Raw genomic sequence first — 24,718 nt, 5'->3', positions numbered from 1 at the left:
GGGGAAGAGATGACGGTCATCGTGGAGAGCCACGCCGGCCCCGAGCCCGAGAGCGCGGACTGGGTCAGGAGCCAGGACGAGCGGCTGGTCGCGAACATCGAGGAGCTCGACGCGCTCCCGGGCCAGCTCGGCCGGGTCTGGAACCAGGCCGACCTGCACGTGCAGTCGCGCACCCTCGTCGATCCGACCGCGGCCGAACTGACCACGTGGGAGACGGTGGTCGACGCCGCGCAGCTGGGTTCGGCGCTCTTCCGTACGGCGGGGATGACCGAGGGCACGACGCGGTGCCGCATCCACCACGCGCTGCGGACCCTGCCCGCGACGGGTCCCGGCCACGACGCGCGCCCGTCGACGTGGCTGCGCGCGTTCTGGTACGCGGTCATCACGCGCGACCAGCCGCGGATGACGGAGCTGTGCGAGCTGCCCCTCGACGTGCTGCGGGCTTCGGGCGCGGAGCACGACGACTACCAGTACCACTGGGTGGCGGCGCTCCAGGCGTACTGGCTGAAGCGGCCGGAGCTGGTGGAGGAGCTGACGGCCACGTTCGACCGGTCGCATCCGGACGTGGCGGTGATCGCGGGCCGGGAGTACATCCAGCACGTGGAGTACCCGCCGATCAACCTGTTCTACAAGTTCCTGCGCAAGGACGAGGAGGGCTTCCGGACCGCGCTCGTCGAAGCGCTGGAACTCCACAAGCGGTACTGGACGGCCACGCCCGAGCGGGCGGAGGACATCGAGGGCCGGGTGCCGGTCGCCGTCCTCGCCGTCGCCTGCCTCGCGTACGACGGCGGGATCCCGGTCGGGGTCGAGTCCCCGTACCTGCCCGAGCACCTGCTCCGGCGTTCCTGGCTGGGGGAGTTCGAGGTCTGACGGGCCCCGGCCGGCGGGTTCCGGTTCACCGCCAGGGGCCGGTCACCGCGAAGGTGGTGCCGGGCGTGTAGGCGTTCACGAACATGGTCCGGCCGTCGGGGGAGAAGGTGACCCCCGCGAACTCCCCCCACTGGGGGTCCCCGGGCGTCCCCACGTCGTCCGCGTTCCGGGCCACCGGGTAGACGTCCCCGGCCGGCGTCACGCCGAACACGTACTGGTCCCCGCCACCGTCCTCGCACACCATCAGCCCGCCGTCGGGGGCCAGGCAGATGTTGTCGGGGGAGTCCCCGGGCAGCGCGGTCCCGGCCGCCGGGCCGAACAGCACGTCCAGCCGGAGCCGGCGCCGCGACGGATCGTAGAACCAGACCTGCCCCTGGTGGTCGGCGGCCGCGCCCTCGCGGCTGCGGGCGTAACTGGACACGAAGTACACGCCGTTGCCGCCCCAGTAGCAGCCCTCCAGCTTCTGCGCGTGGGTGATCCCGCGCGGCCCGAAGTCCTGGAGCCGGACCGGCGTCGTACCGGCCGAGGGGTCGGGTACGGGGACCCACTCCACCGGGAACTCGGCCCCGGGCCGGTCCACCGCGGCCAGGTCCGCGAGCCCGGGCACGCGCAGGGCCTCCAGCGCCCCGCCCGCCCGCAGGGAGCCGCGCCCGCCGAGGGGCCGGGCCGGCAGGAACCGGTAGAACAGGCCGAACGGCTCGACGAAGGCGTCCTCGGTCTCGTAGACGACGCCCCGGTACGGGTCGACGGCGACGGCCTCGTGGGCGAAGCGCCCCAGCGCGGTCAGCGGCACCGCGCCCAGGCGGTGCGGGTCGGCGGGGTCGACCTCGAAGACGTACCCGTGGTCCCGGGCGTATCCGGCGGTGCCGGCCCGGTCCTCGGTCTCCTCGCAGCTCAGCCAGGTGTTCCAGGGGGTCCGGCCGCCCGCGCAGTTGACGGCGGTACCGGCGAGGGCGACGCGCTCGGAGACGGGCCCGCCCGCCGGGTCCAGTTCCAGGACCGTACAGCCGCCCAGCGCCGCGGGATCGTAGGTGAGGCCGTCGACGGCCGGGACGCGCAGCGCGGCGGTGGTGCGGTTCTCGTGGTTGCGGACCAGCCGGACCCGGCCCCCGCCCGCGCCGAAGGCGGCCATGCCGTCACAGTTGCCCGGTACGGTGCCCTCGCCGGAGCGCAGTGGCTGCCCGGCGCGCGAGAGCACGCGGTACGAGAACCCGGCGGGCAGGTCGAGCAGCCCGCGCGGATCGGGCAGCAGCGGACCGTAACCGCGGTCGGCGCGGGCGGGGGTACCGGTCGCGAAGAGCGCGCCCAGGGCCCCGCTGAAGGAGACCGCGCCTGCCGCCAGCAGGCTGCGTCGGGTGACGGACATCGGCAACTCCCCGCTGATCCGCTGGAGATGTGACCGGCCCGTGGTACCACGCCGTGCCCGCCCGGGGGCGGCGGCGCGTGCGCCGGCCCGCGCCCGTCACCCCACCGGGCCCGGTGCGGTGCGCGCACGGGCCCGGCGGGTGGAGCGGCGGGGCCGCTCAGACGAGTTCGGCGCTCAGGGTGATCGTCGTACCCGTCAGGGCCTGGCTGACCGGGCAGTTCTTCTTCGCGTCCTCGGCGGCCGCGGCGAAGCCCTCCGCGTCGAGGCCGGGGACCTCGGCGCGCACGGTCAGGTGGATGCCGGTGATGCCCTCACCGGGCTGGAAGGTGACGTCGGCCTTGGTCTCGACCCGGGTGGGAGGGGTGCCCGCGCCGTCGAGGCCGTGCGAGAGCGCCATCGAGTAGCAGCTGGAGTGCGCGGCGGCGATCAGCTCTTCCGGGCTGGTCTTGCCGTTCGCGGCCTCGGCGCGCGAGGGCCAGGAGACGTCGAACGAACCCTGGCCCGAGGAGTCGAGGGTGACGACGCCGGAGCCCTTGAGGAGGTTGCCTTCCCAGACCGTGTGGGACGTGCGCGTGGTGGCCATGGTGGATCCCTTCGAAGACGTGGAAACGGCCGGGCCCCAGAAGCGCCCGGCCGTGCCAAACCTACTGGGCCACCAGGGGTTTCGCGTCACGGGCGAGCGCGGTGAGCCGCGATATGGCTCGGAAGTACTTCTTCCGATAACCGCCGTTGAGCATTTCTTCACTGAACAGCCGGTCGAAGGGGACTCCGGAGGCGAGGACCGGGACCTCGCGGTCGTACAGCCGGTCCGCCAGCACCACCAGGCGCAGCGCGGTCGACTGGTCGGGGACCGGGCCCACGTCGGTCAGGCAGACCGCCGCTATGCCGTCCGTGAGCGCGCCGTAGCGGCTCGGGTGCACCTTCGCCAGGTGGTCCAGCAGGCCCGGGAAGTCGTCGAGGCTCGCGCCCGGGGTCGCGTACGCGGCCTTGGCGACCTGCTCGTCCGTGAACGGGGCGGGGGCCTCGGGCAGGCCGCGGTGGCGGTAGTCCTGGCCGTCGATCCGCAGCGGCCGGAAGTGCGCGGACAGCCCCTGGATCTCGCGCAGGAAGTCGGCGGCCGCGAAACGGCCCTCGCCGAGCTTGCCGGGCAGCGTGTTGGAGGTGGCGGCGAGCGCCACGCCCTGTTCGACCAGACGGCTGAGCAGCGAGGACACCAGGACGGTGTCGCCCGGGTCGTCGAGTTCGAATTCGTCGATGCACAGCAGCCGGTGCCCGCCCAGGGTCTGCACGGTCTGCTGGAAGCCGAGCGCGCCGACGAGGTTGGTCAGCTCCACGAAGGTGCCGAAGGCCTTGAGCGCGGGTTCCGCGGGGGTCGCGTGCCACAGGGAGGCGAGGAGGTGGGTCTTGCCGACGCCGTAGCCGCCGTCGAGGTACACCCCGCGCGGTCCGGCGGGGGCCGCCTTGGGGGCCTTGGAGAACCAGCGGCGCTTGCCGGAGCCGCTCGCGTGCGCGCCGCCCAGGCCGGCGGCGAAGCCGCTCAGGACCGTGACGGCCTCGGCCTGGCTCGGCTGGGCCGGGTCCGGGTCGTAGGTGTCGAAGCGCACCGAGTCGAAGCGCGGCGGCGGCACCATCTCCGCCACCAGCCGTTCGGCGGGCACGCGCGGTTCGCGGGCGCACAGGGCCAGCGGGCCCGCGTCGGCTATCGGGTGCCCGGAGGCAGAACCGGAGGTGGAGAGTGATGTTGACACAGCTCTTAACTCTACGGGGCGTGGCACACTGCACCGATGCGACGCCTGTTCCCTGTGACCGATCAGACATCAGCCCCGTCCCAGGACCCGGCCGGCCACGAGTGGTCGCTGGACGAGATCGCGGACGCCTACGCCTACCCCGAGCTCGCCCCCGGCGCGCACTGGCTGCGGGCGAACATGGTCTCCACCCTGGACGGGGCCGCCCAGCACGACGGGCGCTCGCAGCCCATCTCCGGTGAGACCGACATGCGGATCTTCGGCACCCTGCGGGCGCTGGCCGATGTGGTGGTCGTCGGAGCGGAAACGGTTCGTCAGGAGGGGTACCGTCCGGCCCGGGCGCGGGAGGCCTTCGCGGCCCGCCGCGAGGCGGCCGGGCAGGGGCCCGCCCCCGCCATCGCGGTGATCACCGCGAGCATGGACCTGGACTTCGGCCTGCCGCTGTTCACGTCCCCGCTGGAGCCGACCCTGGTGCTCACGGGGGCCGCCGCGCCCGCGGACCGGGTGGAGGCGGCCCGCAAGGCCGGGGCCGAGGTGGTCGTCGCGGGCGAGGGGGCCGTCGTGGACCCCGGCCGGGCGGTGCGGGAGCTGGCCGGGCGCGGGCTGCGGCGTCAGCTCACCGAGGGCGGGCCGAGGCTGCTGGGCCAGTTCGTGGCCGCCGACGTGCTGGACGAGCTGTGCCTCACGATCTCCCCGATGCTCACGGCGGGTGACGCCCAGCGGATCGCCGGCGGCCCCTCCGTCACGGTTCCGCACCGGCTCGTGCCGGCCCGCGTACTGGAAGAGGCCGGGTTCCTGTTCACGAGCTACCGTCGGATCTGACAAAGAGGCGGAATTTGTCGTTCCGCTTTGCTTCCGCCGGGCACATACCTGGGCACACATATCTGCGCAAGGCTCCGCGGGACAGCGGGGCAGGATGGTTTCCGCAGGGGCCGGCCGACCGGCCCCGGCCCATGAAGGAGAGGGCGTCCGTGTTCACGAGCGTATTGATGATCGAGCAGCCGCTGACCACGGTGGACGTGGACTTCGTCACCACCCTGCACGGAGACGACCAGGTCTCCTTCGTCGTCCTCATGCAACCCCGGGGCGACCAGGACCGACTGCTCCGTGCCATCGACGACGTAGCGCTCGGTGAGCTTCCCGAGGCCATCCATGAGGGTGACGAACCCGAGGGGGACCAGGCCAGGGGACCCGCGGCCGTGGCCCTCGAACACTCCCTGACCGCCCTGCGCGCGAAGGGGGCCACGGCCGCCGGCCAGATCGTCGAGGACCATCCCCTCGACAAGCTGAAGGCCGTCGTGGACGAGACGAACGCCGACGAGGTGATCGTCCTGACCGCCCCGCACTTCGTCGAGGAGTTCTTCCACCGGGACTGGGCCTCCCGGGCCCGGCACAAGGTCGGGGTTCCGGTGCTCAAGCTCTTCGCCCACAACGAATAGGCTGGGGCGGTCACACCGCACAGCCCCGCACACGACGCACCCCGCACACGATCCTGGAGCGACCTGAATGAAGCCCGGCCTGCCGACCGCGATGGAACGGCCCCACTTCATCGGCATCGGCGGCGCCGGCATGTCCGGCATCGCGAAGATCCTCGCGCAGCGCGGCGCGCGGGTGGCCGGCAGCGACTCCCGTGACTCCGAGACCGCCCAGGCGCTGCGCGCCCACGGGGCCACGGTCCACGTCGGGCACGCCGCCGGCCACCTCGCCGACGACTCCACCTGCGTGGTCGTCTCCAGCGCCATCCGCGCCGACAACCCCGAGCTCGCCCGGGCCGCCGAGCTCGGCATCCCCGTCGTGCACCGCTCGGACGCCCTCGCCGGCGTGATGGAGGGCCTGCGGCCCATCGCCGTCGCCGGTACCCACGGCAAGACCACCACCACGTCGATGCTGGCGGTCTCCCTCTCGGCGCTCGGCCTGGAGCCCTCGTACGCCATCGGCGGCGACCTGGACGCCCCCGGTTCCAACGCCCACCACGGCGACGGCGACATCTTCGTGGCCGAGGCGGACGAGAGCGACCGCAGCTTCCACAAGTACGCCCCGCAGGTCGCGATCATCCTCAACGCGGAGCTCGACCACCACGCGAACTACGCGTCGATGGAGGAGATCTACGAGTCCTTCGAGACCTTCGTCTCCAAGATCGTGCCCGGCGGCACCCTCGTCGTCGCCCACGGCCAGGCCGGCGCCGCCGAGATCGCCGCCCGGGTCGCGGGCAACCCCGGCCTCCAGATCGTCACGTACGGCGAGGAGGACACCGCCGACGTCCGCATCACCAAGATCACCCCGCGCGGTCTGACCAGCGAGGTCACCGTCGTCCTCCAGGACCGGATGCTGACCTTCACCGTCTCCGTCCCCGGCCGGCACTACGCGCACAACGCCGTCGCCGCGCTCGCCGCCGGCGTCGCCCTCGGCATCCCGGCGCACAACCTGGCCTCCGCCCTCGGCAAGTACACCGGCGTCAAGCGCCGCCTCCAGCTCAAGGGCGAGTCGGCCGGCGTGCAGGTCATCGACTCGTACGCGCACCACCCGACCGAGATGACCGCCGACCTCGAAGCCATCCGCGGCGCCGCCGGGGACTCCCGCATCCTGGTCGTCTTCCAGCCCCACCTCTTCTCCCGCACCCAGGAGCTCGGCAAGGAGATGGGCCAGGCCCTGGCCCTCGCCGACGCCTCCGTGGTCCTCGACATCTACCCGGCCCGCGAGGACCCGATCCCCGGGATCACCAGCGAGATCATCATCACCGCGGCCCGGAACGCGGGCGCCGACGTCACCGCCGAGCACTCCAAGGAGGCCGTCGCCGACGTCATCGCGGGAATGGCCAAGCCCGGTGATCTCGTTCTCACGATGGGCGCGGGCGACGTCACGGATCTGGGACCGCAGATCCTCGCCCGCCTGTCGAACTGAGGGAGCGGGAACGTCATGGCGTACGAGGTCCAGAAGACGGACGAGCAGTGGCAGGCCGAGCTGACCCCGTCCGAGTACCAGGTGCTGCGCCTGGCGGGCACCGAGCCGGCCTTCCGCGGCGAGTACACCGACACCAAGACGGAGGGCGTCTACTCCTGCCGCGGCTGCGGCGCCGAGCTGTTCCGCTCCACGGAGAAGTTCGAATCGCACTGCGGCTGGCCGTCCTTCTTCGACCCCAAGGACACCGAGGCCGTCGAGCTGATCGCGGACACCTCCCACGGGATGGTCCGCACCGAGGTCCGCTGCGCCACCTGCGGCTCCCACCTCGGCCACGTGTTCGAAGGTGAGGGTTACCCGACCCCCACCGACCAGCGGTACTGCATCAACAGCATCTCGCTGCGCCTCACGCCCGAGGAGCCCGCAGCGAGCTGAGGTGGTCCTCCAGGGTCCGGCGCGGGGTCCACCCCCGCGACCGGGCCCTGCCCACGTCCAGCACCACCGGGCGGGCCAGCTGGTCCACCGCGTACCGGCTCAGGAACGGCTCCGAGCCGCCGAGCCGCGCCGCCGACTCCGCCGCCCGGGCCACCGCGAACGCCACCGGCAGCGGCAGGTGCCGGATCCGGGCCCGCACCCCGTGCGCCCGCAGCACCGCCCCCACCGCCGCGTCCCGCCCGTACGGCTCCGCGTCCGCCACGTTGTACGCGCCCGGTGCCCAGCCGGCCGCCACCAGACAGGCGTCCGCCAGGTTCTCCACCGCCGTCAGGCTCAGCCGCACGTCCGGGCCCGGCAGCCACAGCGTCCCCGCCCGGACCTTGGACAGCAGCCGGGGCAGCAGCTGCGTGTCGCCCGGCCCGTAGACCGCCCTCGGACGCAGCACCACGGCGCCCCCGGCCAGCGCCAGCGCCTCGCCCGCCGCCTTCGTACGGCCGTACGCGTTCAGGTGCCCCGCCCGCGGATGGTCCTCCGTGACCCGCTCCCGCGACCGCCGCGGGTCGTACACGCTGGCGCTGCTCACCCACACCACCGGCCGCCCCGCCGCCGCCCGCAGCAGCCGCGCCGTACCGCCCTCGTTCACCGCGCGCATCGCCGCCTCCGCCCGCGAGCCCGGCGCCGGATCGCCCACGGCCGCCGCGCAGTGCACCACGAAGTCCGCACCCGCCAGGTCCGGCACCTCCCGGGCCGCGTCCCAGAACCGGTGTTCCCCCACCGGCCCCGGCCGACGGCCCACGCACACCACCGAAGCCCCCGCCGCGGCCGCCGACCGGGCCACCTGCCCGCCGCAGAACCCGCTCGCCCCCGTCACCGCGATCCGCATCCTCACGCCCCCGCCCGCACCGTCAGCGACCGCCAGCCGGGCAGCGCCGCCCGCCGGTCCACCCGCGCCCGCGTCACCACCGGACGGTACGGAGCCAGCTCCTCCAGTACGTCGCCCAGCAGGACGGCCGCCAGCCGCGCCCCGGGACACGCGTGCGGCCCCGCCCCGAACACCAGCCGCGCCGCCCCCGGCCCCGCCGGATCCCGCGCGTCCGGGTCCCGCCGGTGCGCCCCCGCCGCGTGCCGGGCCACCAGCACCAGCCGGTCACCGCCGCGCACCGGACAGCCGCCCACCGACCCGGCCGCCGCCGCCACCCGCGGCAGCACCGGCGAGGCCGCCGTCACCCGCAACAGCTCCTCCGCCAGCCGCGGCCGCAGCTCCGCGTCCGCCGCCTGCCCCCACAGGCCCGCGTCCGCACACCAGGCGACCGCCCGGGGCACCGCCGCCACCGTGGTGTTCACCGCGGCCACCGCCACCATCGAGGACAGCGCGTCCCCGCCCCCGAGCAGCGTCCGCAGCCGCTCCGCCTCCCGGACCGCCGCGGCCGCCGCCCCGGGGCGGGGCGGGCCCGGCAGGTGGCCGCGCACCGAAGCCGCCGCGGCCCGCGCCGCGGCCTGAGCCAGCGCCACCGGCTCCGCCTCCGACCCCAGCAGGGCGCCGGCCACCGTCCCGGCCGCCTCCCGCGCGAGCGCCACCACGTCCACCTCCCCGCCCCCGGCCAGCGGGGCGCACCCGCGCTCCAGCAACGGCCGCCACACCGGCCGGAGTTCCGCGATCCCCTCCGCGCCCAGCCGCCGCGCCAGCGACCGCCGGTCCGCCCGGTGCCCCGCGCCCTCCTGGTCGAACAGCACGTCCCCGGCCCCGCGCAGCGCGGCCCGCGCCGCCCCGCCCGTGGTACCCGCGGCCGCACGGTCCAGCGGCAGCCGGGTCAGCGCCTCGCGGTACGCGTCCGCGTCGTGCACCAGCAGCGTCCCGCCCAGCCGGCGCACGCCCCGCCCCCGGGTCGCCGCCAGCAGCCCGAACAGCAGCGGATGGCTGCGCAGGTAGACGAGGCGGTCCCGGCGCCGGGCCTTCGCGTGGCCGGTGGCCTCCGCACGGGTGGTGCTCATCGGACGTGGACCTCTTTCGTGTCGGCGGGCCGGTAGCGCCGGTCCCAGTACCACAGGAGGGTGCGCCGGGCACCCCAGGACCGCAGCCGCCGCAGACTGTTCTCCACGACGAGCCGTTCGACCCGTACGATCCGCGCGCTGTGCTGCCGGGCCCGGTTGAGGAGCTCCACGTCCTCCGAACCCTCCTCCAGCGGCTCCCTCGGAGCACCGCCGCAGCGCAGGTACAGACCGGCGGTGATCCCCAGGTTGTGGCCGTGGCACAGCACGTACGGGGCCCGGTAGCACGGATCCCGGTGCGCGGCCCGGAAGCGCCCGTACAGGGACGTCAGCCGGACCAGCGCGGGCAGCAGCCGGGCCTCGGCGAAGCCGGGCCGCTCGTCGCGGCGCGGCACGCTGCGCCCGCACAGCATCTCGCCGCCGCGCCCGAACTCCGCCCGGGCGACGGCCGTCCAGTCCCGGGCGGGCAGACAGTCCGCGTCCGTACGCAGCAGCAGTCGCGCCCCGCCGCGCACCGCGTACCGGAAACCGGTGTCGGCGGCCGTCCCCGCGCCGGGCTCGGACTCGGAGACCAGCACCACCGGGAAGGGCGCCGACCGGGCGAACTCCCGTACGATCCGGGCGGTCCCGTCGGTGGAGGCGTTGTCGACGACCACCAGCGAGAAGCCGGTGTCGTCCTGGGCGGCGAGCGCGGCCAGCGTGGCCCCGATCGCCCGCTCCTCGTTGTACGCGGGCACGACCACCCACAGGTCCGGCCCGGTGTCCGCCTCCCGCGGGCCCCGGTGCGGCGCCCTCATCCGCGGCCCCGGCCCCGGCCCCGGCCCTGGCCCCGGCCCTGGCCCTGGCCCTGGCCCTGACCCGGCGCGCCGGCCGTACCCCGCACGCCCAGCCGGGCCGCCGCCAGGGCCGAGGCCGCCGCCCGGTCCGGTTTGCGGGAGCGCCCCGACAGCGGGATCCGCGCGAACAGCAGCGCGTCCGGCCGGGCCGAGCCCATCCGCCGCAGCGGGCCCGACAGGGCGGCGCGCAGGGCCGGTTCGGCGACTCCGCGCCGCGGCTGGACCACCGCGACGAGCCGTTCGTCCCCGTCGCCCGCCGGAATCCCGACGAGCACGCCCAGCTCCACCCCGGGCACGTGCAGCGCGGGCTCGTACAGGCCCGGGTAGATGTTCTCCGCCCGCCGCAGCACCATGTCCTTGCAGCGGCCCTCCAGGACGATCCGCCCGGCCGGGTCCAGCCGCGCCCGGTCTCCCGTACGCACCCACGGATCGGGTTCCTCCCCCAGGTAGCGGTGCCGGGCCGCGGGCCCGGTCAGCAGCAGCTGACCGGCGTCGTCCCGGACGGCCCGCACCCCGGGCAGCGGGGCGCCCACCAGGTCACCGGCCCCCTCGAAGGCGGTCTTCTCCCGGGACTCCACCGCGGCCGCCGGGAACAGTTCGGTCAGCGCGTACACCCCCCAGGCCTCGTCCGCGCCCGCCTGCCGGACCCGGTGCAGCAGCCCGGCGCTCGCCGGAGCCGAACCCGTCCACACCCGGCCCGTGAACCGGGCCCCCGCGTCCAGGGCGTCCCGCAGCTGCGGCGGCGTCAGATAGGTGTCCTCGGGCCGCAGCCGCGCCAGCTGCCGGGCCAGCACCCGCGGCGAGCGGGCCGGCAGGGCGACCGGCGCCCCGCGGGTCAGGGCGGGCACGAGCACGAAGAACGTCCCGCCCAGCACCGGCGCGTCACCGCCGCCGGAGCCGGGCGCGAAGAGGGCGGACACCGTCTCCATGCCCGCGCCCAGCCCCGCCCGGCTGTGCACCACCGCACGCGGCCGGGACGTGGTGCCCGAGGTGAACACGATCACCGCGTCGCCGTCCGCGTCCCGGGCGGCCGGCACCCCGGTCCGGGGCGCCCCCGACTCCAGCGCGGGCGCACACCCCGGCAGCCGGCGGCCGACGGTGGCCACCGGCCCCAGACCGGACAGCTCCGGCAGCTCCAGCCCCGACCGGCGGGCCAGCGGCCGGGCCCACCCCGCTACCGCCTGCGCGGCCGCGTCGGCGAGCACCAGGCCGGGCCGGGCCAGCGCGAGCCGGGCCCGCAGCACCTCCGCCCCGGCCCCCGGGTCGAGGACCGCGCCGCGCAGCCCGAGCCGCCACAGGGCCAGCAGCACCGCAAGGGCGCGCGGCCCGGGCCGTACCGCCACCCCGACGGTGTCCCCGGCCCGCAGGCCGCGCGCGTGCAGCGCGGCGGCGTACGCGTCGGCCAGGTCGGCGAGTTCGCCCCGGGTGGCACGCACCCGGGTGGCGCCCGTACGGCTCGGGGCCAGGACCGCCGGCCGCTCGGGCCGGGAACGCAGCGCGTGTCCGAGCCGGTCCAGCATCAGCGCGGGTCCGTTCCGTGCGCGCCGCTGCCCTGGTCGAGGTACCAGCGGGCCGTGCCGGCGATCCCGTACGCCCTGATCCGGCGCGTGGAGTTCTCCACGACCATCGACCGGCAGCGGCTGATGCGGTCGGTGTGGCGGCGCACGGCGTTGAGGAAGAGCCGGTCCGTGGGGGAGGGGCGCCGGGGCATCCCGCCGACGGCCAGGTACAGCTCGGCGGTGATCGCCATGTTGTTCCCCGCGTGCATCCGGTACGGGGCCCGGTAGCCGTTGCGGCGGGCGTGCCCGGGCCGCAGCCGCCCGAACAGCGCGGCCACCGAGACCAGGCCCGCGAACACGGCCCGGCCGAGCGGGCCGTGCTCGTCGCCCCGCGCGACGATCCGCCCGCACACCAGCCCCGGCCGCTCCCGCAGCGCGGCCCGCGCCGCGCCCGTCCAGCCGGGCCGGGGCAGACAGTCGGCGTCCGTCCGGGCCAGCAGGCTCGCACCGCGCGCGATCGCGTACCGGAAACCGGTGTCCACGGCCGAGCCGACCCCCTTGTCCGGCTCCTCGATGACCTCCACCGGGAACGGCGCGTCCGCCGCGAACGCCCGCGCGATGTCCCCGGTGCCGTCCGCCGAGGCGTTGTCCACGACCAGCAGGGTGAAGTCCCGGTCCCGCTGCGCGGCCAGCGCCCGCAGCGTCCCGGCGAGCCGGAGCTCCTCCTCGTGCGCGGGCACCACCACCCACATGCGGGCGTTCACGACTTCTCCCAGACCATCGTCATGATGCTGATCCCGCCGCCGAGACCGACGAACAGCACCCGTTCGCCCGGGGCCAGTGCGGTGAACACCCGGTCCAGCTGCACCCCGATGCTCGCGCTCGCCACGTTCCCGAGCTCCGGGACCGTGACCACCAGCTTCTCGGCGGGCACCCCCGTCAGCTCCGCGAACCGCTCCAGGTAGGGCACCGTCACCTGGTGCACGAGCACCTTCGCGAAGCCGTCCCAGTCCGTGCCCGCCCGGTGCAGCGTCCGGTCGACGACCGCGGTGCCCACCTTCTCGAACACCCCGCGCAACTCGTGGCCGTCGCCCTGGAAGTACGTGTACGAGTCCCCCCGCGGGTGCCGCGAACCGCCGCCCGGGATGCCACCGACCTCCCAGTGCTCCGAATGCGTCTCGGTGTCCACGTCGAGGATCCCGCCCCGCTCCACGGCCTCCACGACCACGGCCGCCCCGGCATCGCCGAAGGTGTAGCCCGCGAACCCGTCGCGGAACTCCGCGAAGTCCGCCGGAGCCTTCCGCACGGCCCGGCTCGGGGTCTCCCCGGTGACCACCAGGGCCCGGCGCGCCCGTCCGGCGAGGACCATCGTCTGGGCGAGGTCGATGCCGTTGACGAAGCTGTTGCAGGCGTTCGTCACGTCCAGGGCGTGGGCCCGGGAGCCGAGTTCGGCCTGCACGATGTGCGCGGTGGCCGGCTCGACCATGTCCCGGGACGCCGAGGCGAACACCAGCAGGTCCACGTCGTGCGGGGTCAGACCGGCGGAGTCCAGGGCCCGGCGGGCCGCGCCCGCGGCCAGCGTGGACGCGTACACCCCCTCGGCCGCGACGCGGCGGGAGACGATTCCGGTGGCCTTGGTCAGGATCCCCGGCGGCAGCGCGAGACCGCCGGGGCGGGCCACTTCCCGCTGGAGGTCGTCGGAGGTCAGGACGTCCTCCGGCAACAGGCTGCCGACGGCGGTTATCCCGGCGCGCGGAGGCGGATCACAGGGCTGAATGAGCATGCCCTCACGATGACAAGGCGGCCGCGCCGGGGCCTGAGTACGGATGCTCAGATCCCTTGCGGGGCCGCTGAGTAGGAGCCCCGGGCTCCGCCCGCCCGGTCCCACCGGGACGGGAGGACACCGGGCGGGGCGGTCGGGCCCGGGCCCGCCGCCGGGGGCGTTACGCGGCGGGCCCGTCCCGCTCGGGGTTCCGGCGGCGGGGGGTGATCCCGGCCCAGTCCGCGCCGGCCGGGCCGTCGGGGGCGGCGGCCGCGCTTTCGCGCTCCGGTGCGGGGTCGGGCGGGAGCCGGCGGCGCCCGGTCCCGGACAGCCGGGCGCGCAGCCCGGCGCGCAGCCGGGCGAAGGGCTTCGGGCGGCACCAGGCACGGAACTCCTCCGCCCGGCGCCCGCCGAGCCCCGCCAGTTCCTCCTCGGCTTCGGCGAGCGCCGCGGGCGGCAGGTCCCGTACGGCGGGCCGGAGCACGCCGGACAGCAGGTCCTCCCGGGTCTCCTGCCAGCGCGGGCCCGCCTGCGGATGCGAGGACCACACGGCGAAGCAGCCCGCGAGGTAGCGCGGCGAACGGCGCAGCAGCTCCCCGACCCGGGGGTCCCGCGCCGCCTGCCGGTACGCGGCCAGCAGCGCGGCGTCCTCGCTGTCGATCAGCGCCCGCACCGCGGCCGGGTCGGGCGGGTCCGGCGCCAGCAGCCGGGCCGCGGCGAGCGCGAGGGCGTGCTCCCGGGTCCCGGGTCCGGGTTCCCGCGGCGGGGGAGCGGCCTGCCGTACGGGGGCGGGCGCCGCCCCGGCCGCCGCCGGCGTTCCGGTCCGGGCAGGGGTTCCGGTCCCGGCCGCTGCCTCCGCCGTCGCCCGCAGGGCCTGCCGCAGCCGGTCGGGGAGTTCCGCCCCGAACCGGTCCAGGACCTCCCGCGCGAGGTCCGCCGCCGTCGGATCCCCCGCCGGGGCCCGGGTCGCGGCCTGCGCGAGCAGCTCCCAGGTGCCCGCGTCCCGGTGGACCGGCGCGCCCGTCGTCGCCAGTACCAGCAGGGCCTCGTCCGCCCCGGGCGGGTCCCCGTCCCACACGAGCCGCATCCCCGTGCGCAGCACCAGCGGTTCGGCGTACAGGGAGACCCCGCAGGCCCGGAGCAGGGTGTCGAGGGCGACGACCCGGTCCGGCTCGTCCCGCGTCACCTCGGCGGCCCGCTCGCACAGGTGCAGATGCGGTACCGCCTCCGCGGCCCCCAGCCGCAGCCCGGTACGGGCGAACAGCCGGACCCCGGCGGGCGGATCGCCCGCGGCGAGGGCGTCCAGCCGGTCGAGTACGAGGACCCGGAGCGCCGGCAGCTCCGTCAGCCCGGCCCGTACGTCCTCCCCGTACGCCCGCCGCGGATCGCCCAGCAGCGCGAACGCCAGCTTGCGGGCCACCTCCGGCAGCGGCGCGGCCGGGTCCGCCCCGAGGGCGTCGGCCACCCGTGCGAGCCGGCCACCCGCCCCTTCCGGGCCGTCGCCCGCGACCGGAACCGCCGCGGGCAAGGCCGGGCCGGGCGCGCCGGCCGGGCCCGCCGCCTCGCGCCGTACGCCGCCCACGGCATCCCGGTGCCCGGCGGCTTCCAGCGGGCCCGCCGCCCGCTGCGGCGGGCCGCCGTCCGCACCCGGCGCCGACGGGCCCGGCCCGGACGGCGGTTCCAGCGCGTCGAGCCACACGTCGTGCGCCGCGCTCCGGCGTCCGGCCGGGCTCACCGCGCCCGGCCGGCCACCGCTGACGTGCGCCCCGCCGCCGGGCGCGGGCAGCGCCCGCTCGGGGCGGGTGTCGTCGGGCGCGTCCTGTTGTCCGGTGGCCGGTCCGGTGGGTTCGGCGTGGTCGGGTGCGGTCGTGTGGCCGGGTCCGGCGGGTCGGTCGGCCGGGGGGGCGGGCGGCTGTTCGGGGCGGGCGGGCCGGTTCAGTGCCCGGTGGAGGGCGTCGAGGCGGGTGTCGTCCAGCGCGTCCCCGTGTTCGGCGGCCCAGTCGGCGGCCTTCGCGCGGGCCGGTGCGTCCAGGGGGATCCCGGCGGCCAGGGCGAGCGCGGCCAGCGGGCCCGCGTCGTAGGGGTCGCCGGGCAGCCGGCGCACCTCCGCGAACAGCTGCGGGCGCCCCGCGAGCCAGACCCGGGCGGCGGTCCGCGCCCACGGGTGCGCGGACGGCGCGGAGCCGGCCGGTGCGGGCTCGCGCGCGGGGGCGTGGATCCGGTACCGCTGCTCCGCCCCGGCAACGCGCCCGTCCCCGCCGGGCCGTACGCCGATCAGCTGCTGCGGGGCGCGTTCCGGACGCCGCGTGTAGGTGGTGAACGTGAGCCACTGCCCCCGCCGGTGCGGCAGCACGCTGCACGCCAGCATCACCCAGCGGGCCACGTCCCCGCTGTCCGGCTCCACCAGCACGATCCGCGGGGCCCCGGGATCCGTCCCGAGCCGCCGCACGTCCGCGAAGAACCCCTCCAGCCACGGTCCCCGCGCCGCGACGAACGCCGCCAGCGCGGCCGCGTCGTGCCGTCCCGGTGCGGGCACCTTCGCGAGCGGCGGGGGCGGGCCGCCGGGCGGGGTCCGCGAGGCCCACTGCGGTGAGCCCCAGGCCGTGATCGGCAGGGCCCCCTGGACCGCCCCGGAACCGTCCGGTCCGGGCAGGTGCACGGCGTGCGCGTGGAAGCCGCCGGGGCGGCCGGCGGGGTCGTCCGGGTCGGCGCCGGTGCACACCGTACGGGCCAGCAGCCGGCTCCCGTCGGAGAGCGTGCTCAGGCTCAGCGCCACCGGGAACGACGCCAGTTGCTCCTCCGTCGGGCGCGGCGGGGCGTCCTCGGGCGGCTCGTACCCGATCAGCCGCTCCGCCTCGCGCAGCAGCGCGGCGGGGACGCCGGGGGTGACCGCGGTGAACCGGGATCCGGTACCCCGCAGGCCGGGCGGCCCGTCAGGGGCCCCCGCGTAGTGGACCTGGGCGAGGCTCACGCGTCCCCCTCCGGCCCGGCGGCCCTTCCCGGCCGGGCGGCCGGCTGCGGCCGGGCGTTCCCCTCGGGCCCGGCGGCTCTTCCCGGCCGCGAGGCCCCCGCGGCCAAGGCGTCTTCCCCGGACGCGCCCTCCGGCCGGCCGGCGCCCGGCGGCCGCCGACGGCCCGCCCCGGCGGGTATCGGATCCCGGACGCGCCGCCCCCGCGCCGGGCGCGCGGTGAAGTGGTGTGCCTCCAGGGGCTGTTGCGCCGCGCGGAGTTCCCCGTACCGTTCCACCGGCGGAGCCACCGGCCCGAACTCGGTCGCCGCCATGCGTCTGCGCCCCCCGTGCAGTGTGTGGAAGGTCATTCCAGCAGATCCGGGGTCCGTGCGGGAGGCCTTTCCCCGGGGCTTTCCGTTCGCCCGCTGTACGGCCCGACGTCAGACGGGGATCTCCGTCCGGTACCCCGGGGCGGCTGTCCTTGGGGCGCCCCTCGACTCCCCCCTCACCTCCAGAGGTCGTCACCCATGGCTGAACTCAACCGACGCAGGTTCCTTCAGATCGCCGGCGGGACCGCCGCGCTCACGATGCTGAACGAGAGCATCGCGCGCGCCGCGGCGATCCCCGCCGCACAGGGCGGCACCGGGACCATCCAGGACATCGAGCACGTCGTCGTCCTCATGCAGGAGAACCGTTCCTTCGACCACTACTTCGGAGCCATGAAGGGCGTCCGCGGTTTCGGGGACCCCCGCCCCGTGCTCCAGGACAACGGCAAGTCGGTCTTCCACCAGTCCAACGGGACGAAGGACGTCCTCCCCTTCCACCCGGACGTGGAGGACCTCGGGATGCAGTTCCTGGAGGGCCTGAACCACGACTGGGCCGGCGGCCACCAGGCCTACAACAACGGCAAGTACGACAAGTGGATCCCGGCGAAGACGGCCACGACCATGTCGTACATGACCCGGAACGACATCCCGTTCCACTACGCCCTGGCCGACGCCTTCACCGTGTGCGACGCCTACCACTGCTCGTTCATCGGAGCCACCGACCCCAACCGCTACTACCTGTGGACGGGTCACACGGGCAACGACGGCACCGGCGGCGGCCCCGTCCTCGGCAACCAGGAGCTGGGCTACGGCTGGAAGACCTACCCCGAGCGCCTGGAGTCGGCCGGGGTCTCCTGGAAGGTGTACCAGGACATCGGCGACGGCCTGAACGCGGCGGGTTCCTGGGGCTGGATCAACGACGCCTTCCGCGGCAACTACGGCGACAACTCGCTGCTGTACTTCAACACCTACCGCAACGCCCAGCCGGGCAGCGCCCTGTACGAGAAGGCCCGTACGGGCACCAACGTCAAGGCGGGCGAAGGGTACTTCGACCGGCTGCGCGCCGACGTGGTGGGCGGCACCCTGCCGCAGGTCTCCTACATCGCCGCCCCCGAGGCGTTCAGCGAGCACTCCAACTGGCCGACGAACTTCGGCGCCTGGTACATCTCGCAGGTCCTGGACGCGCTGACCGCGAACCCGGCCGTCTGGGCGAAGACCGCCCTGTTCATCACGTACGACGAGAACGACGGCTTCTTCGACCACGTGGTCCCGCCGTACCCGCCCACCTCCTCGGCGTGGGGCCTGTCCACCGCCGACGTCACCCGCGACCTGTACGCCGGGGGCGGCGGCTACGCGGCCGGGCCGTACGGGCTCGGCCCGCGCGTGCCGATGATCGTGGTCTCCCCGTGGAGCAAGGGCGGCTACGTCTGCTCCGAGACCTTCGACCACACCTCGGTGATCCGCTTCATGGAGAAGCGCTTCGGCGTGCAGGAGCCGAACATCTCGCCGTGGCGCCGCGCGGTGTGCGGCGACCTGACCTCGGCGTTCGACTTCACCCGCGCGGACGCGGCGCCGGCCGCGCTGCCCTCCACGGCCGGGTACGTGCCGCCGGACAAGGACCGTCACCCGTCCTACCACCCGACCCCGCCGGCCACGGGGACCCTGCCGAAGCAGGAGGCGGGCGGCAAGCCGACCCGCGCCCTGCGCTACAGCCCGTACGTGGACGGCAAGGCCACCGTCTCCACCGGCAAGTTCACGCTGACCTTCGCCTCCGGCCCGTCGCTGGGCGCCCACTTCCACAGCACGTCCGGCAACCGCACCGACGGCCCGTGGCCCTACACGGTGGAGGCGGGCAAGACCCTGTCCGACACCTGGAGCACCAGCGCGTCCACCGGCAACCAGATCAACCTCACCGTGTGGGGTCCCAACGGGTTCCTGCGCGCCTGGAAGGGCCCGGCGAAGAAGGCCGGCCCCGAGGTCACGGCCCGCCACGTCGACGCGAGCGGCAACCTGGCCCTGACCCTGACCAACGGGGGCACGGCCGCGGTGAACCTCACGGTGAGCAACGCCTACGGCGGCGCCGCCCAGACCTTCAAGGTCAACGCCGGCGCGAGCGTCTCCCACACGGTGGACCTGCGCGCCACGGACCGCTGGTACGACGTGAAGGTGGTCTCGGACGCCGACGCGACGTTCCTGCGCCGGTTCGCCGGTCACGTGGAGACGGGCGCCCCGGGCGTCTCCGACCCGGCGATCAAGACCGTCTGACCAGGGAACCCCGGTCCGGTCGGACCACCCGACCGGACCGGGGCCCGCCCGGCGGCCGGAGCGTGGTGTGACCGCGGGCCGGGTGGGCAGAGGTACGGCGTCGCTGTCATCTCCGTCACCGAAGGAGACCGCATGGCCATCGCCCATCGCAGGATCGGCACCGGACCCGTCCGCGTCATCGTGCTGCACGACTGGTTCGGGACCTCCGCCAACTGGGGCTCCGTACTGGACCATCTGGACCCGCGGGAGTTCTCGTACGCGTTCCTCGACTACCGGGGCTACGGCGAGCGGCGGGACGTCCCCGGCCGCTACAGCCTTCCCGAGATCGCCGACGACGTCCTCGAACTCGCCGACCAGCTGGGCTGGGACACCTTCTCCCTGCTCGGGCACTCCATGGGCGGCAAGGCCGTCCAGCAGGTCCTCGTACGGGCCCCCGAGCGGATCGAGAAGCTGATCGGGCTGGCGCCGGTCCCGGCCGCGCCCTACGCGATGGACGACCAGACCCACGCCCTCTTCCACGGCGCCGCCGCCGACCCGGACAAGCGCCGCGCCATCATCGACCTGGTGACCGGCCACCGGGTGAGCCGCCACTGGCTGGAGGGGATGGTCGCCCACTCGGTCGCGGTCTCCCGCCCCGAGGCCGTCACCGGCTACCTCGCGAGCTGGCAGCCGCTGGACCTGTCGTCGGCCGTCAAGGGCAGCACGGTGCCGGTGCTGGTCCTGGTGGGGGAGTACGACCTCGCGCTGACGGCCGACGTGATGCGCGCCACGTGGCAGGCCTGGTATCCGAACTGCCGCGTCGTCACGCTCCCGGGCTCCGGCCACTACCCGCCGCACGAGACCCCGGTCGCCTTCGCCACCGAGGTGGAGGCCTTCCTCCGCGGCTAGCCGGGACACGAAAAAACCCGTGGGGTACGAGGCGGACCTCGTACCCCACGGGGATCAAAAGGGTGAGTGACGGGACTTGAACCCGCGGCCACCTGGACCACAACCAGGTGCTCTACCAACTGAGCTACACCCACCACGAAGGGCGGCGGACCACCCGTTCGACGTGCAAGCACAGCATAGCCGATCAGAAGGGTGGTCCCGCGACGCCTTATCCGGCGGACCGGCTCCCGGACAGGGTGGCCGCGAGCCGCCCGGCGAAGCCCTCCTCGCGGCGCGCGGCCCGCTCCACGGCCGCCGCGGCGAGGGCCCGCACGATCGGGTGCGGCCGGGTGCCGTCGCCGGACAGCTCCGGCTGGAAGAGCGTCGCGAGGAAGAAGGGGTGCCCCGGCAGCTCGGCCACGCGCACCTGCCCGTCCTCGTCGTGCCCCGAAAGCCGCAGCCCGTGCGCGGTGAGCGCGGGCAGGTGCCGGGGCGCCGGTCCGTAGTCGCAGTGGTAGCGCTCCATCGACCGCTCGGCGCCCAGCGCGGACTCGGCGAGCGAGCCCGGCTCGGCCCGTACGAGGCCCTCGTGCCCGACGAGCGAACAGGCGAGCGGCGCGATCAGCGGGTCGCCCGCCCCGGGGTCGTTCTCGGCGTGCGCCGCGCCCGTCAGCCCGCACACGTTGCGGGCGTACTCCAGCAGCGCGTGCTGGAAGCCGCCGCAGGTGCCGAGGAACGGGACGCCCTCCTCGCGGGCCACCCGGATCGCGGCGACCGCCCCGGCCTCGCTGGCATACGGGCTGCCGGGCAGCACCCACACCGCGTCGAAGCGGGCCAGGGTGCCCGCGGCCGCCTCGGCCTCCGCGCCGGCCGTGGGGATCCAGTACGCGTCGAGGACGAGCCCGTCGCGGGAGGCCAGGGAGTCCAGCAGGACCGGGACGCGGGTGTGGGAGGTCACGTGCGGGGAGCGGTCGCCGACGAGGGCGATCCGGGCGATCGGAGCGGTCTTCATGACGATCATCCTGCGACCCCCACGCCGTTCAGCGCCAACGATTGTTCCTGCACCTTCGATAAGCAGCGCTGATGACATGCTGGAGGGATGGACCCGCACCTGCTCCGCACCTTCGTCACCGTGACCCGCCTCGCCTCCTTCTCGGCGGCCGCCCGCGAGCTCGGCTACACCCAGTCGGCCGTCTCCCAGCACATCGCCGCGCTGGAGGCGGACCTGCGCACCGAGCTGCTCACCCGCAGGCCCGTCGCGCCCACCGCGGCCGGGGAGCGGCTGCTGGAGCACGCCGGGCCGCTGCTGCTGCGCCTCGACGCGGCCCGCGCCGACGTCCTGCGCCTGGCCGCCGCGCCGCCCGGCCGGGTCACCCTCGCCGCCTCCCCGCTGGCCGTCGGGCCGGCCCTGCTCGCCGCGCTGCCCGCCACCGGGGTCACCCTGCGCGTCCTGCCCCCGGACGAGGTGCCCGCCGCCGTCGCCACCGGCGGCTGCGACCTCGGGCTCGTCGACGGCCTGGCCGCGCCCAGCGACCCGCTGCGGCTGCCCGACGTGGCCCCCCTCACCGTCACCGGCGTCGGCGAGGAGGCGCTGGCCCTGCTGCTGCCCGCCGGACACCCCCTCGCCGGACGGGCCGCCGTCCGCCTCGACGACCTCGCCGACGCGCGCTGGCTGGACGCCCCCGGCGTGGGCCGCCCGCTCACCGCCGCCCGCGGCTCCGTCCGCTACGAAGGCACCGACCTGTACGCCCTGTGCGCCCTCGCCGCCGCCGGGCACGGCCTCGTCCTGCTGCCGCCGCGCGTCGCCGGGGCCGCCGGCGCCGGTGTGTGCGTACCGCTGTCCGCGCCGCGCCTGGTGCACCGTACGGAACTGCTCACGCCCGGGAGCGTGACCGGCGCGGCCGCGGCCCTCGCCGCACGGCTCGCGGCAGGATCCCCGTATGACCTCTGAACCCACCGCCCCCGCCCCCTTCACGACCGCCGACTACGCGGCCCGGATGGCGGCCGCCGCGCGGACCGCCGCCGACGCGGGACTGGCCGGCCTGCTGATCGCCCCCGGGCCCGACCTGGTCCACCTCACCGGCTACCGCCCGACCGCCGAGACCGAACGGCTCACCCTGCTCGTCCTCGCCGCCGACCGCGACCCGGTCCTGGTCGTCCCCGCCCTGGAGGCACCCGACGCCGAGAAGGCGCCCGGCGCGGGCGCGCTGACCCTGCGCGACTGGACCGACGGCGGGAACCCGTACGGCACCACCGCGCCGCTCCTCGACAGCGGCGGCCGCTTCGGGGTCAGCGACAACACCTGGGCGCTGCACCTGCTGGGCCTGCAAAGGGAGTTGCCCGCCACCTCCTACGCCCCCCTCACCGACGCCCTGCCCATGCTCCGCGCCGTCAAGGACGAACGGGAACTGGCGCGGCTCGAAGCCGCCGGGGCCGCCGCCGACGCCGCCTACGCGCAGATCCTGCACGTCCCCTTCGAGGGCCGCCGCGAGAGCGAGGTGGCCGAGGACCTGGCCGGACTGCTGCGCGTGCACGGCCACTCCCAGGTCGACTTCACCGTCGTCGGCTCCGGCCCCAACGGCGCCAACCCGCACCACGAGGCCGGCGAACGCGTCATCGCCCGCGGCGACATGGTCGTCCTCGACTTCGGCGGCCTCAAGCACGGCTACGGATCCGACATCTCCCGCACCGTGCACGTCGGTGAGCCGACCCCCGAGGAACAGCGCGTCCACGACGTGGTCCGCGAGGCCCAGCAGGCCGGCGTGGCGGCCGTCCGCCCCGGCGTCGCCTGCCAGGAGGTCGACCGGGCCGCCCGTGCGGTGATCACCGAGTTCGGCTACGGAGACCGGTTCGTCCACCGCACCGGCCACGGCATCGGCGTCACCACCCACGAACCGCCGTACATGGTCGAGGGCGAGGAACAGCCCCTCGTCCCCGGCATGTGCTTCTCCGTCGAGCCCGGCATCTACCTGCCGGGCCGCTTCGGCGTCCGCATCGAGGACATCGTCACCGTGACCGCGGACGGCTGCCGCCGCCTGAACAACGCCCCGCGCGAGATGGCCGTCGTCGAGTAGCCCGGGCGGGACGGCACCCCGGGCGGGACGGCAGGCCCCCGCGGGCCACCGCCCCCGCCGGTCAGTGCCCGAGGATCACCGCCGACTCGCCCGGTACGTGGATCCGCCCGTCCGGCCCCGGATGCTCCGCCGGCTCCCACGAGGCCAGCACCCGCACCCCGTTGCGGCCCAGCGCGATCGTCACCGGCTCCGGAGCCAGGTTCACCGCCACCCGGACGTCGCCCCGCCGGAAGGTCAGCCAGCGGCGCTCCTCGTCGTGCGCGACCCGCACCGCCGCGAGGTCCGGGTCGCGCAGGTCCGGCTGGGTGCGGCGCAGCGAGACCAGGGTCCGGTACCAGTCCAGCAGCCGGGCGTGCGCGGCCCGTTCGGGCTCCGCCCAGTCCAGGCAGGAGCGGTCGCGGGTCGCCGCGTCCTGCGGGTCCGGGACCTCCTCCGCCTTCCAGCCGTGCGCCGTGAACTCCCGCCGCCGCCCGGCGCGCACCGCCTCCGCGAGCTCCGGGTCGGGATGGTCGGTGAAGTACTGCCAGGGGGTGCCCGCCCCCCACTCCTCGCCCATGAACAGCATCGGCACGAAGGGCCCGGTCAGCGCCACCGTCGCCGCGCAGGCCAGCAGCCCGGGGGAGAGGGAGGCCGACAGCCGGTCACCGAGCGCCCGGTTGCCGATCTGGTCGTGGGTCTGCGTGTAGCCGAGGAACCGGTGCGCGGGGGTGCGGCGCCGGTCCACCGGGCGGCCGTGCGTACGGCCCCGGAAGGAGGACCAGGTCCCGTCGTGGAAGAAGGCCCGGGTCAGGGTCTTGGTGAGGGCGCCGAGCGGGGCCGCGGCGAAATCCGCGTAGTAGCCCTGGGACTCCCCGGTCAGCGCGCAGTGCAGGGCGTGGTGGAAGTCGTCGTTCCACTGCGCGTGCAGGCCCAGTCCGCCCGTGGCGCGGGGGGTCGTGGTGCGCGGGTCGCACCGGTCGGACTCGGCGATCAGGAACAGCGGCCGGGCGGTCTCGGCCGCCAGCGCGTCCACGGCCGCCGCCAGTTCCTCCAGGAACGTCAGCGCCCGGTCGTCCGCGAGCGCGTGCACCGCGTCCAGCCGCAGCCCGTCGATCCGGTAGTCCCGCAGCCAGGCCAGCGCACTGTCCAGGAAGTACGCCCGCACCTCGTCGGAGCCCGCCGCGTCCAGGTTCACCGCCGCGCCCCACGGCGTGTGGTGGGTGTCGGTGAAGTACGGCCCGAAGGCGGGGAGGTGGTTGCCGGAGGGGCCCAGGTGGTTGTGGACCACGTCCAGCACCACCCCCAGCCCCGCGGCGTGCGCGGCCTCCACGAAGCGGGCCAGCCCCGCCGGGCCGCCGTACGGCTCGTGCACCGCCCAGGGCGCCACCCCGTCGTACCCCCAGCCGTGCCGGCCCGGGAAGGAGCAGACCGGCATCAGCTCGACGTGCGTCACCCCCAGCGCGGTGAGGTGCACCAGCCGCGCCGCGGCCGCGTCGAAGGTGCCCTCGGGGGTGAACGTCCCGACGTGCAGCTCGTACAGGACCGCGTCCTGGAGCGGGGTCCGCGGCGCCGGGCCGCGCGGGGTGAGCGGCTCGAAGTCCACGACCGCGGAGAGCCCGTCGGGCCCGTCCGGCAGCCGCCGCCCGCGCGGGTCCGGGCGGACCACCGGGTCGTCCCCCAGCAGGAACCCGTACCGGTCGCCGTCGGCGGCCGGGGCGTCCAGGACCCACCAGCCGGCGCGGCCGGGATCCCGGTCGGGCGTCATCTCGTAGGCGGTGTCGTTCAGTCGCATGGCGACCCGACCTGTCAGCGGTGCCCATACCTCGAACTGCACGGACGGTCCCCTCGTCTCCGGCG

General features: G+C 75.6%; 21 protein-coding genes and 1 tRNA gene. 9 read left to right on the top strand and 13 right to left on the bottom strand.

Annotated elements, in window-relative coordinates; translation table 11 throughout:
• Window positions 1-9: 9 nt before the first annotated feature.
• Window positions 10-870, top strand: a complete 861-nt coding sequence (locus AC07B0_RS27665) for an immunity 49 family protein (protein WP_478899131.1) — start codon at window positions 10-12, stop codon at window positions 868-870.
• A 25-nt stretch (window positions 871-895) separates the two neighbouring features.
• Here the strand turns inward: AC07B0_RS27665 and AC07B0_RS27660 are convergent, their stop codons facing one another.
• From AC07B0_RS27660 to zapE, 3 genes are all read right to left on the bottom strand, one after another.
• On the bottom strand, window positions 896-2,236 hold the full coding sequence (locus AC07B0_RS27660; protein ID WP_469379133.1) for an alkaline phosphatase PhoX: 1,341 nt from the start codon (window positions 2,234-2,236) through the stop codon (window positions 896-898).
• A gap of 157 nt (window positions 2,237-2,393) precedes the next feature.
• A complete protein-coding gene (locus AC07B0_RS27655) occupies window positions 2,394-2,819 on the bottom strand; it encodes an OsmC family protein (protein ID WP_356878026.1) in 426 nt (141 codons plus the stop codon).
• Between the two features lie 61 nt (window positions 2,820-2,880).
• Window positions 2,881-3,984: a cell division protein ZapE gene (gene zapE / locus AC07B0_RS27650; RefSeq protein ID WP_356878025.1), complete on the bottom strand. Its 1,104-nt coding sequence runs from the start codon at window positions 3,982-3,984 to the stop codon at window positions 2,881-2,883.
• A 36-nt stretch (window positions 3,985-4,020) separates the two neighbouring features.
• On the opposite strand from zapE, the gene AC07B0_RS27645 reads away from it, so the two are divergent.
• From AC07B0_RS27645 to msrB, 4 genes are all read left to right on the top strand, one after another.
• Window positions 4,021-4,803, top strand: coding sequence for a pyrimidine reductase family protein (locus AC07B0_RS27645; RefSeq protein ID WP_467296929.1), 783 nt, complete (start codon window positions 4,021-4,023; stop codon window positions 4,801-4,803).
• A gap of 149 nt (window positions 4,804-4,952) precedes the next feature.
• A complete protein-coding gene (locus AC07B0_RS27640) occupies window positions 4,953-5,420 on the top strand; it encodes an indole-3-glycerol phosphate synthase (protein WP_469379130.1) in 468 nt (155 codons plus the stop codon).
• A 67-nt stretch (window positions 5,421-5,487) separates the two neighbouring features.
• Complete coding sequence (murC, locus tag AC07B0_RS27635; protein ID WP_356878022.1) at window positions 5,488-6,882, top strand: UDP-N-acetylmuramate--L-alanine ligase; 1,395 nt, start codon at window positions 5,488-5,490, stop codon at window positions 6,880-6,882.
• A 15-nt stretch (window positions 6,883-6,897) separates the two neighbouring features.
• Window positions 6,898-7,314 (top strand): peptide-methionine (R)-S-oxide reductase MsrB, encoded by a 417-nt coding sequence (gene msrB, locus AC07B0_RS27630; protein ID WP_356878021.1) that lies wholly within the window; start codon window positions 6,898-6,900, stop codon window positions 7,312-7,314.
• Here msrB and AC07B0_RS27625 read toward each other — a convergent pair.
• The 7 genes from AC07B0_RS27625 to AC07B0_RS27595 form a co-directional block, all read right to left on the bottom strand.
• Window positions 7,286-8,197, bottom strand: a complete 912-nt coding sequence (locus AC07B0_RS27625) for an NAD-dependent epimerase/dehydratase family protein (protein ID WP_478899176.1) — start codon at window positions 8,195-8,197, stop codon at window positions 7,286-7,288. The two genes, msrB and AC07B0_RS27625, sit on opposite strands and share 29 nt — an antisense overlap.
• A gap of 2 nt (window positions 8,198-8,199) precedes the next feature.
• The gene (locus AC07B0_RS27620) at window positions 8,200-9,306 is read right to left on the bottom strand and encodes a cytochrome P450 (RefSeq protein WP_469379127.1); all 1,107 of its coding nucleotides are present in this window, start codon (window positions 9,304-9,306) and stop codon (window positions 8,200-8,202) included.
• Window positions 9,303-10,100 carry a glycosyltransferase family 2 protein gene (locus AC07B0_RS27615; RefSeq protein WP_478899130.1) on the bottom strand — a complete coding sequence of 266 codons (798 nt, stop codon included), beginning with the start codon at window positions 10,098-10,100 and terminating at the stop codon, window positions 9,303-9,305. The genes AC07B0_RS27620 and AC07B0_RS27615 overlap by 4 nt, the downstream gene beginning before the upstream one ends.
• Window positions 10,097-11,659, bottom strand: a complete 1,563-nt coding sequence (locus tag AC07B0_RS27610) for an AMP-binding protein (RefSeq protein WP_478899129.1) — start codon at window positions 11,657-11,659, stop codon at window positions 10,097-10,099. Before AC07B0_RS27610 ends, AC07B0_RS27615 begins: the two co-directional genes overlap by 4 nt.
• A complete protein-coding gene (locus AC07B0_RS27605; protein ID WP_478899128.1) occupies window positions 11,659-12,402 on the bottom strand; it encodes a glycosyltransferase family 2 protein in 744 nt (247 codons plus the stop codon). The genes AC07B0_RS27610 and AC07B0_RS27605 overlap by 1 nt, the downstream gene beginning before the upstream one ends.
• On the bottom strand, window positions 12,399-13,421 hold the full coding sequence (locus AC07B0_RS27600) for a 3-oxoacyl-ACP synthase III family protein (RefSeq protein ID WP_478899127.1): 1,023 nt from the start codon (window positions 13,419-13,421) through the stop codon (window positions 12,399-12,401). Before AC07B0_RS27600 ends, AC07B0_RS27605 begins: the two co-directional genes overlap by 4 nt.
• 160 nt (window positions 13,422-13,581) lie before the next feature.
• Window positions 13,582-16,371 (bottom strand): GTPase-associated protein 1-related protein, encoded by a 2,790-nt coding sequence (locus tag AC07B0_RS27595; RefSeq protein ID WP_478899126.1) that lies wholly within the window; start codon window positions 16,369-16,371, stop codon window positions 13,582-13,584.
• 506 nt (window positions 16,372-16,877) lie between these two features.
• Between AC07B0_RS27595 and AC07B0_RS27590 the strand changes: the two genes are divergently transcribed.
• Both AC07B0_RS27590 and AC07B0_RS27585 read left to right on the top strand, forming a co-directional pair.
• Window positions 16,878-18,941: a phosphocholine-specific phospholipase C gene (locus AC07B0_RS27590; RefSeq protein WP_356883506.1), complete on the top strand. Its 2,064-nt coding sequence runs from the start codon at window positions 16,878-16,880 to the stop codon at window positions 18,939-18,941.
• 132 nt (window positions 18,942-19,073) lie between these two features.
• Entirely contained in the window at window positions 19,074-19,829 is a 756-nt protein-coding gene (locus AC07B0_RS27585) for an alpha/beta fold hydrolase (RefSeq protein ID WP_478899125.1), read from the top strand.
• A gap of 61 nt (window positions 19,830-19,890) precedes the next feature.
• Here the strand turns inward: AC07B0_RS27585 and AC07B0_RS27580 are convergent.
• A tRNA-His gene (locus tag AC07B0_RS27580) sits at window positions 19,891-19,963 on the bottom strand.
• Window positions 19,964-20,037: 74 nt separating this feature from the next.
• Window positions 20,038-20,820: a CTP synthase C-terminal region-related (seleno)protein gene (locus tag AC07B0_RS27575; RefSeq protein ID WP_467296909.1), complete on the bottom strand. Its 783-nt coding sequence runs from the start codon at window positions 20,818-20,820 to the stop codon at window positions 20,038-20,040.
• An 87-nt stretch (window positions 20,821-20,907) separates the two neighbouring features.
• Between AC07B0_RS27575 and AC07B0_RS27570 the strand changes: the two genes are divergently transcribed.
• Both AC07B0_RS27570 and AC07B0_RS27565 read left to right on the top strand, forming a co-directional pair.
• On the top strand, window positions 20,908-21,759 hold the full coding sequence (locus tag AC07B0_RS27570; RefSeq protein ID WP_478899124.1) for a LysR family transcriptional regulator: 852 nt from the start codon (window positions 20,908-20,910) through the stop codon (window positions 21,757-21,759).
• Window positions 21,749-22,882, top strand: a complete 1,134-nt coding sequence (locus AC07B0_RS27565) for a M24 family metallopeptidase (RefSeq protein WP_469379111.1) — start codon at window positions 21,749-21,751, stop codon at window positions 22,880-22,882. The genes AC07B0_RS27570 and AC07B0_RS27565 overlap by 11 nt, the downstream gene beginning before the upstream one ends.
• Window positions 22,883-22,943: 61 nt before the next feature.
• Here the strand turns inward: AC07B0_RS27565 and treZ are convergent, their stop codons facing one another.
• On the bottom strand, window positions 22,944-24,695 hold the full coding sequence (treZ, locus tag AC07B0_RS27560; RefSeq protein WP_478899123.1) for a malto-oligosyltrehalose trehalohydrolase: 1,752 nt from the start codon (window positions 24,693-24,695) through the stop codon (window positions 22,944-22,946).
• Window positions 24,696-24,718 lie beyond the last annotated feature (23 nt).

Source organism: Streptomyces sp. NPDC044704 (assembly GCF_056433525.1).
Note: the sequence above shows the minus strand (reverse complement) of the source record. Positions and strands in the feature narration are given on the sequence as shown.

What these genes read in the sequence shown, in the direction of transcription:
- AC07B0_RS27665 (WP_478899131.1), top strand. Translation starts at nt 10, where the DNA reads ATGACGGTCATCGTGGAGAGCCACGCCGGCCCCGAGCCCGAGAGCGCG.
- AC07B0_RS27660 (WP_469379133.1), bottom strand. Translation starts at nt 2,236, where the DNA reads ATGTCCGTCACCCGACGCAGCCTGCTGGCGGCAGGCGCGGTCTCCTTC.
- AC07B0_RS27655 (WP_356878026.1), bottom strand. Translation starts at nt 2,819, where the DNA reads ATGGCCACCACGCGCACGTCCCACACGGTCTGGGAAGGCAACCTCCTC.
- AC07B0_RS27645 (WP_467296929.1), top strand. Translation starts at nt 4,021, where the DNA reads ATGCGACGCCTGTTCCCTGTGACCGATCAGACATCAGCCCCGTCCCAG.
- murC (WP_356878022.1), top strand. Translation starts at nt 5,488, where the DNA reads ATGAAGCCCGGCCTGCCGACCGCGATGGAACGGCCCCACTTCATCGGC.
- msrB (WP_356878021.1), top strand. Translation starts at nt 6,898, where the DNA reads ATGGCGTACGAGGTCCAGAAGACGGACGAGCAGTGGCAGGCCGAGCTG.
- AC07B0_RS27625 (WP_478899176.1), bottom strand. Translation starts at nt 8,197, where the DNA reads ATGCGGATCGCGGTGACGGGGGCGAGCGGGTTCTGCGGCGGGCAGGTG.
- AC07B0_RS27620 (WP_469379127.1), bottom strand. Translation starts at nt 9,306, where the DNA reads ATGAGCACCACCCGTGCGGAGGCCACCGGCCACGCGAAGGCCCGGCGC.
- AC07B0_RS27615 (WP_478899130.1), bottom strand. Translation starts at nt 10,100, where the DNA reads ATGAGGGCGCCGCACCGGGGCCCGCGGGAGGCGGACACCGGGCCGGAC.
- AC07B0_RS27610 (WP_478899129.1), bottom strand. Translation starts at nt 11,659, where the DNA reads ATGCTGGACCGGCTCGGACACGCGCTGCGTTCCCGGCCCGAGCGGCCG.
- AC07B0_RS27600 (WP_478899127.1), bottom strand. Translation starts at nt 13,421, where the DNA reads ATGCTCATTCAGCCCTGTGATCCGCCTCCGCGCGCCGGGATAACCGCC.
- AC07B0_RS27590 (WP_356883506.1), top strand. Translation starts at nt 16,878, where the DNA reads ATGGCTGAACTCAACCGACGCAGGTTCCTTCAGATCGCCGGCGGGACC.
- AC07B0_RS27585 (WP_478899125.1), top strand. Translation starts at nt 19,074, where the DNA reads ATGGCCATCGCCCATCGCAGGATCGGCACCGGACCCGTCCGCGTCATC.
- AC07B0_RS27575 (WP_467296909.1), bottom strand. Translation starts at nt 20,820, where the DNA reads ATGAAGACCGCTCCGATCGCCCGGATCGCCCTCGTCGGCGACCGCTCC.
- AC07B0_RS27570 (WP_478899124.1), top strand. Translation starts at nt 20,908, where the DNA reads ATGGACCCGCACCTGCTCCGCACCTTCGTCACCGTGACCCGCCTCGCC.
- AC07B0_RS27565 (WP_469379111.1), top strand. Translation starts at nt 21,749, where the DNA reads ATGACCTCTGAACCCACCGCCCCCGCCCCCTTCACGACCGCCGACTAC.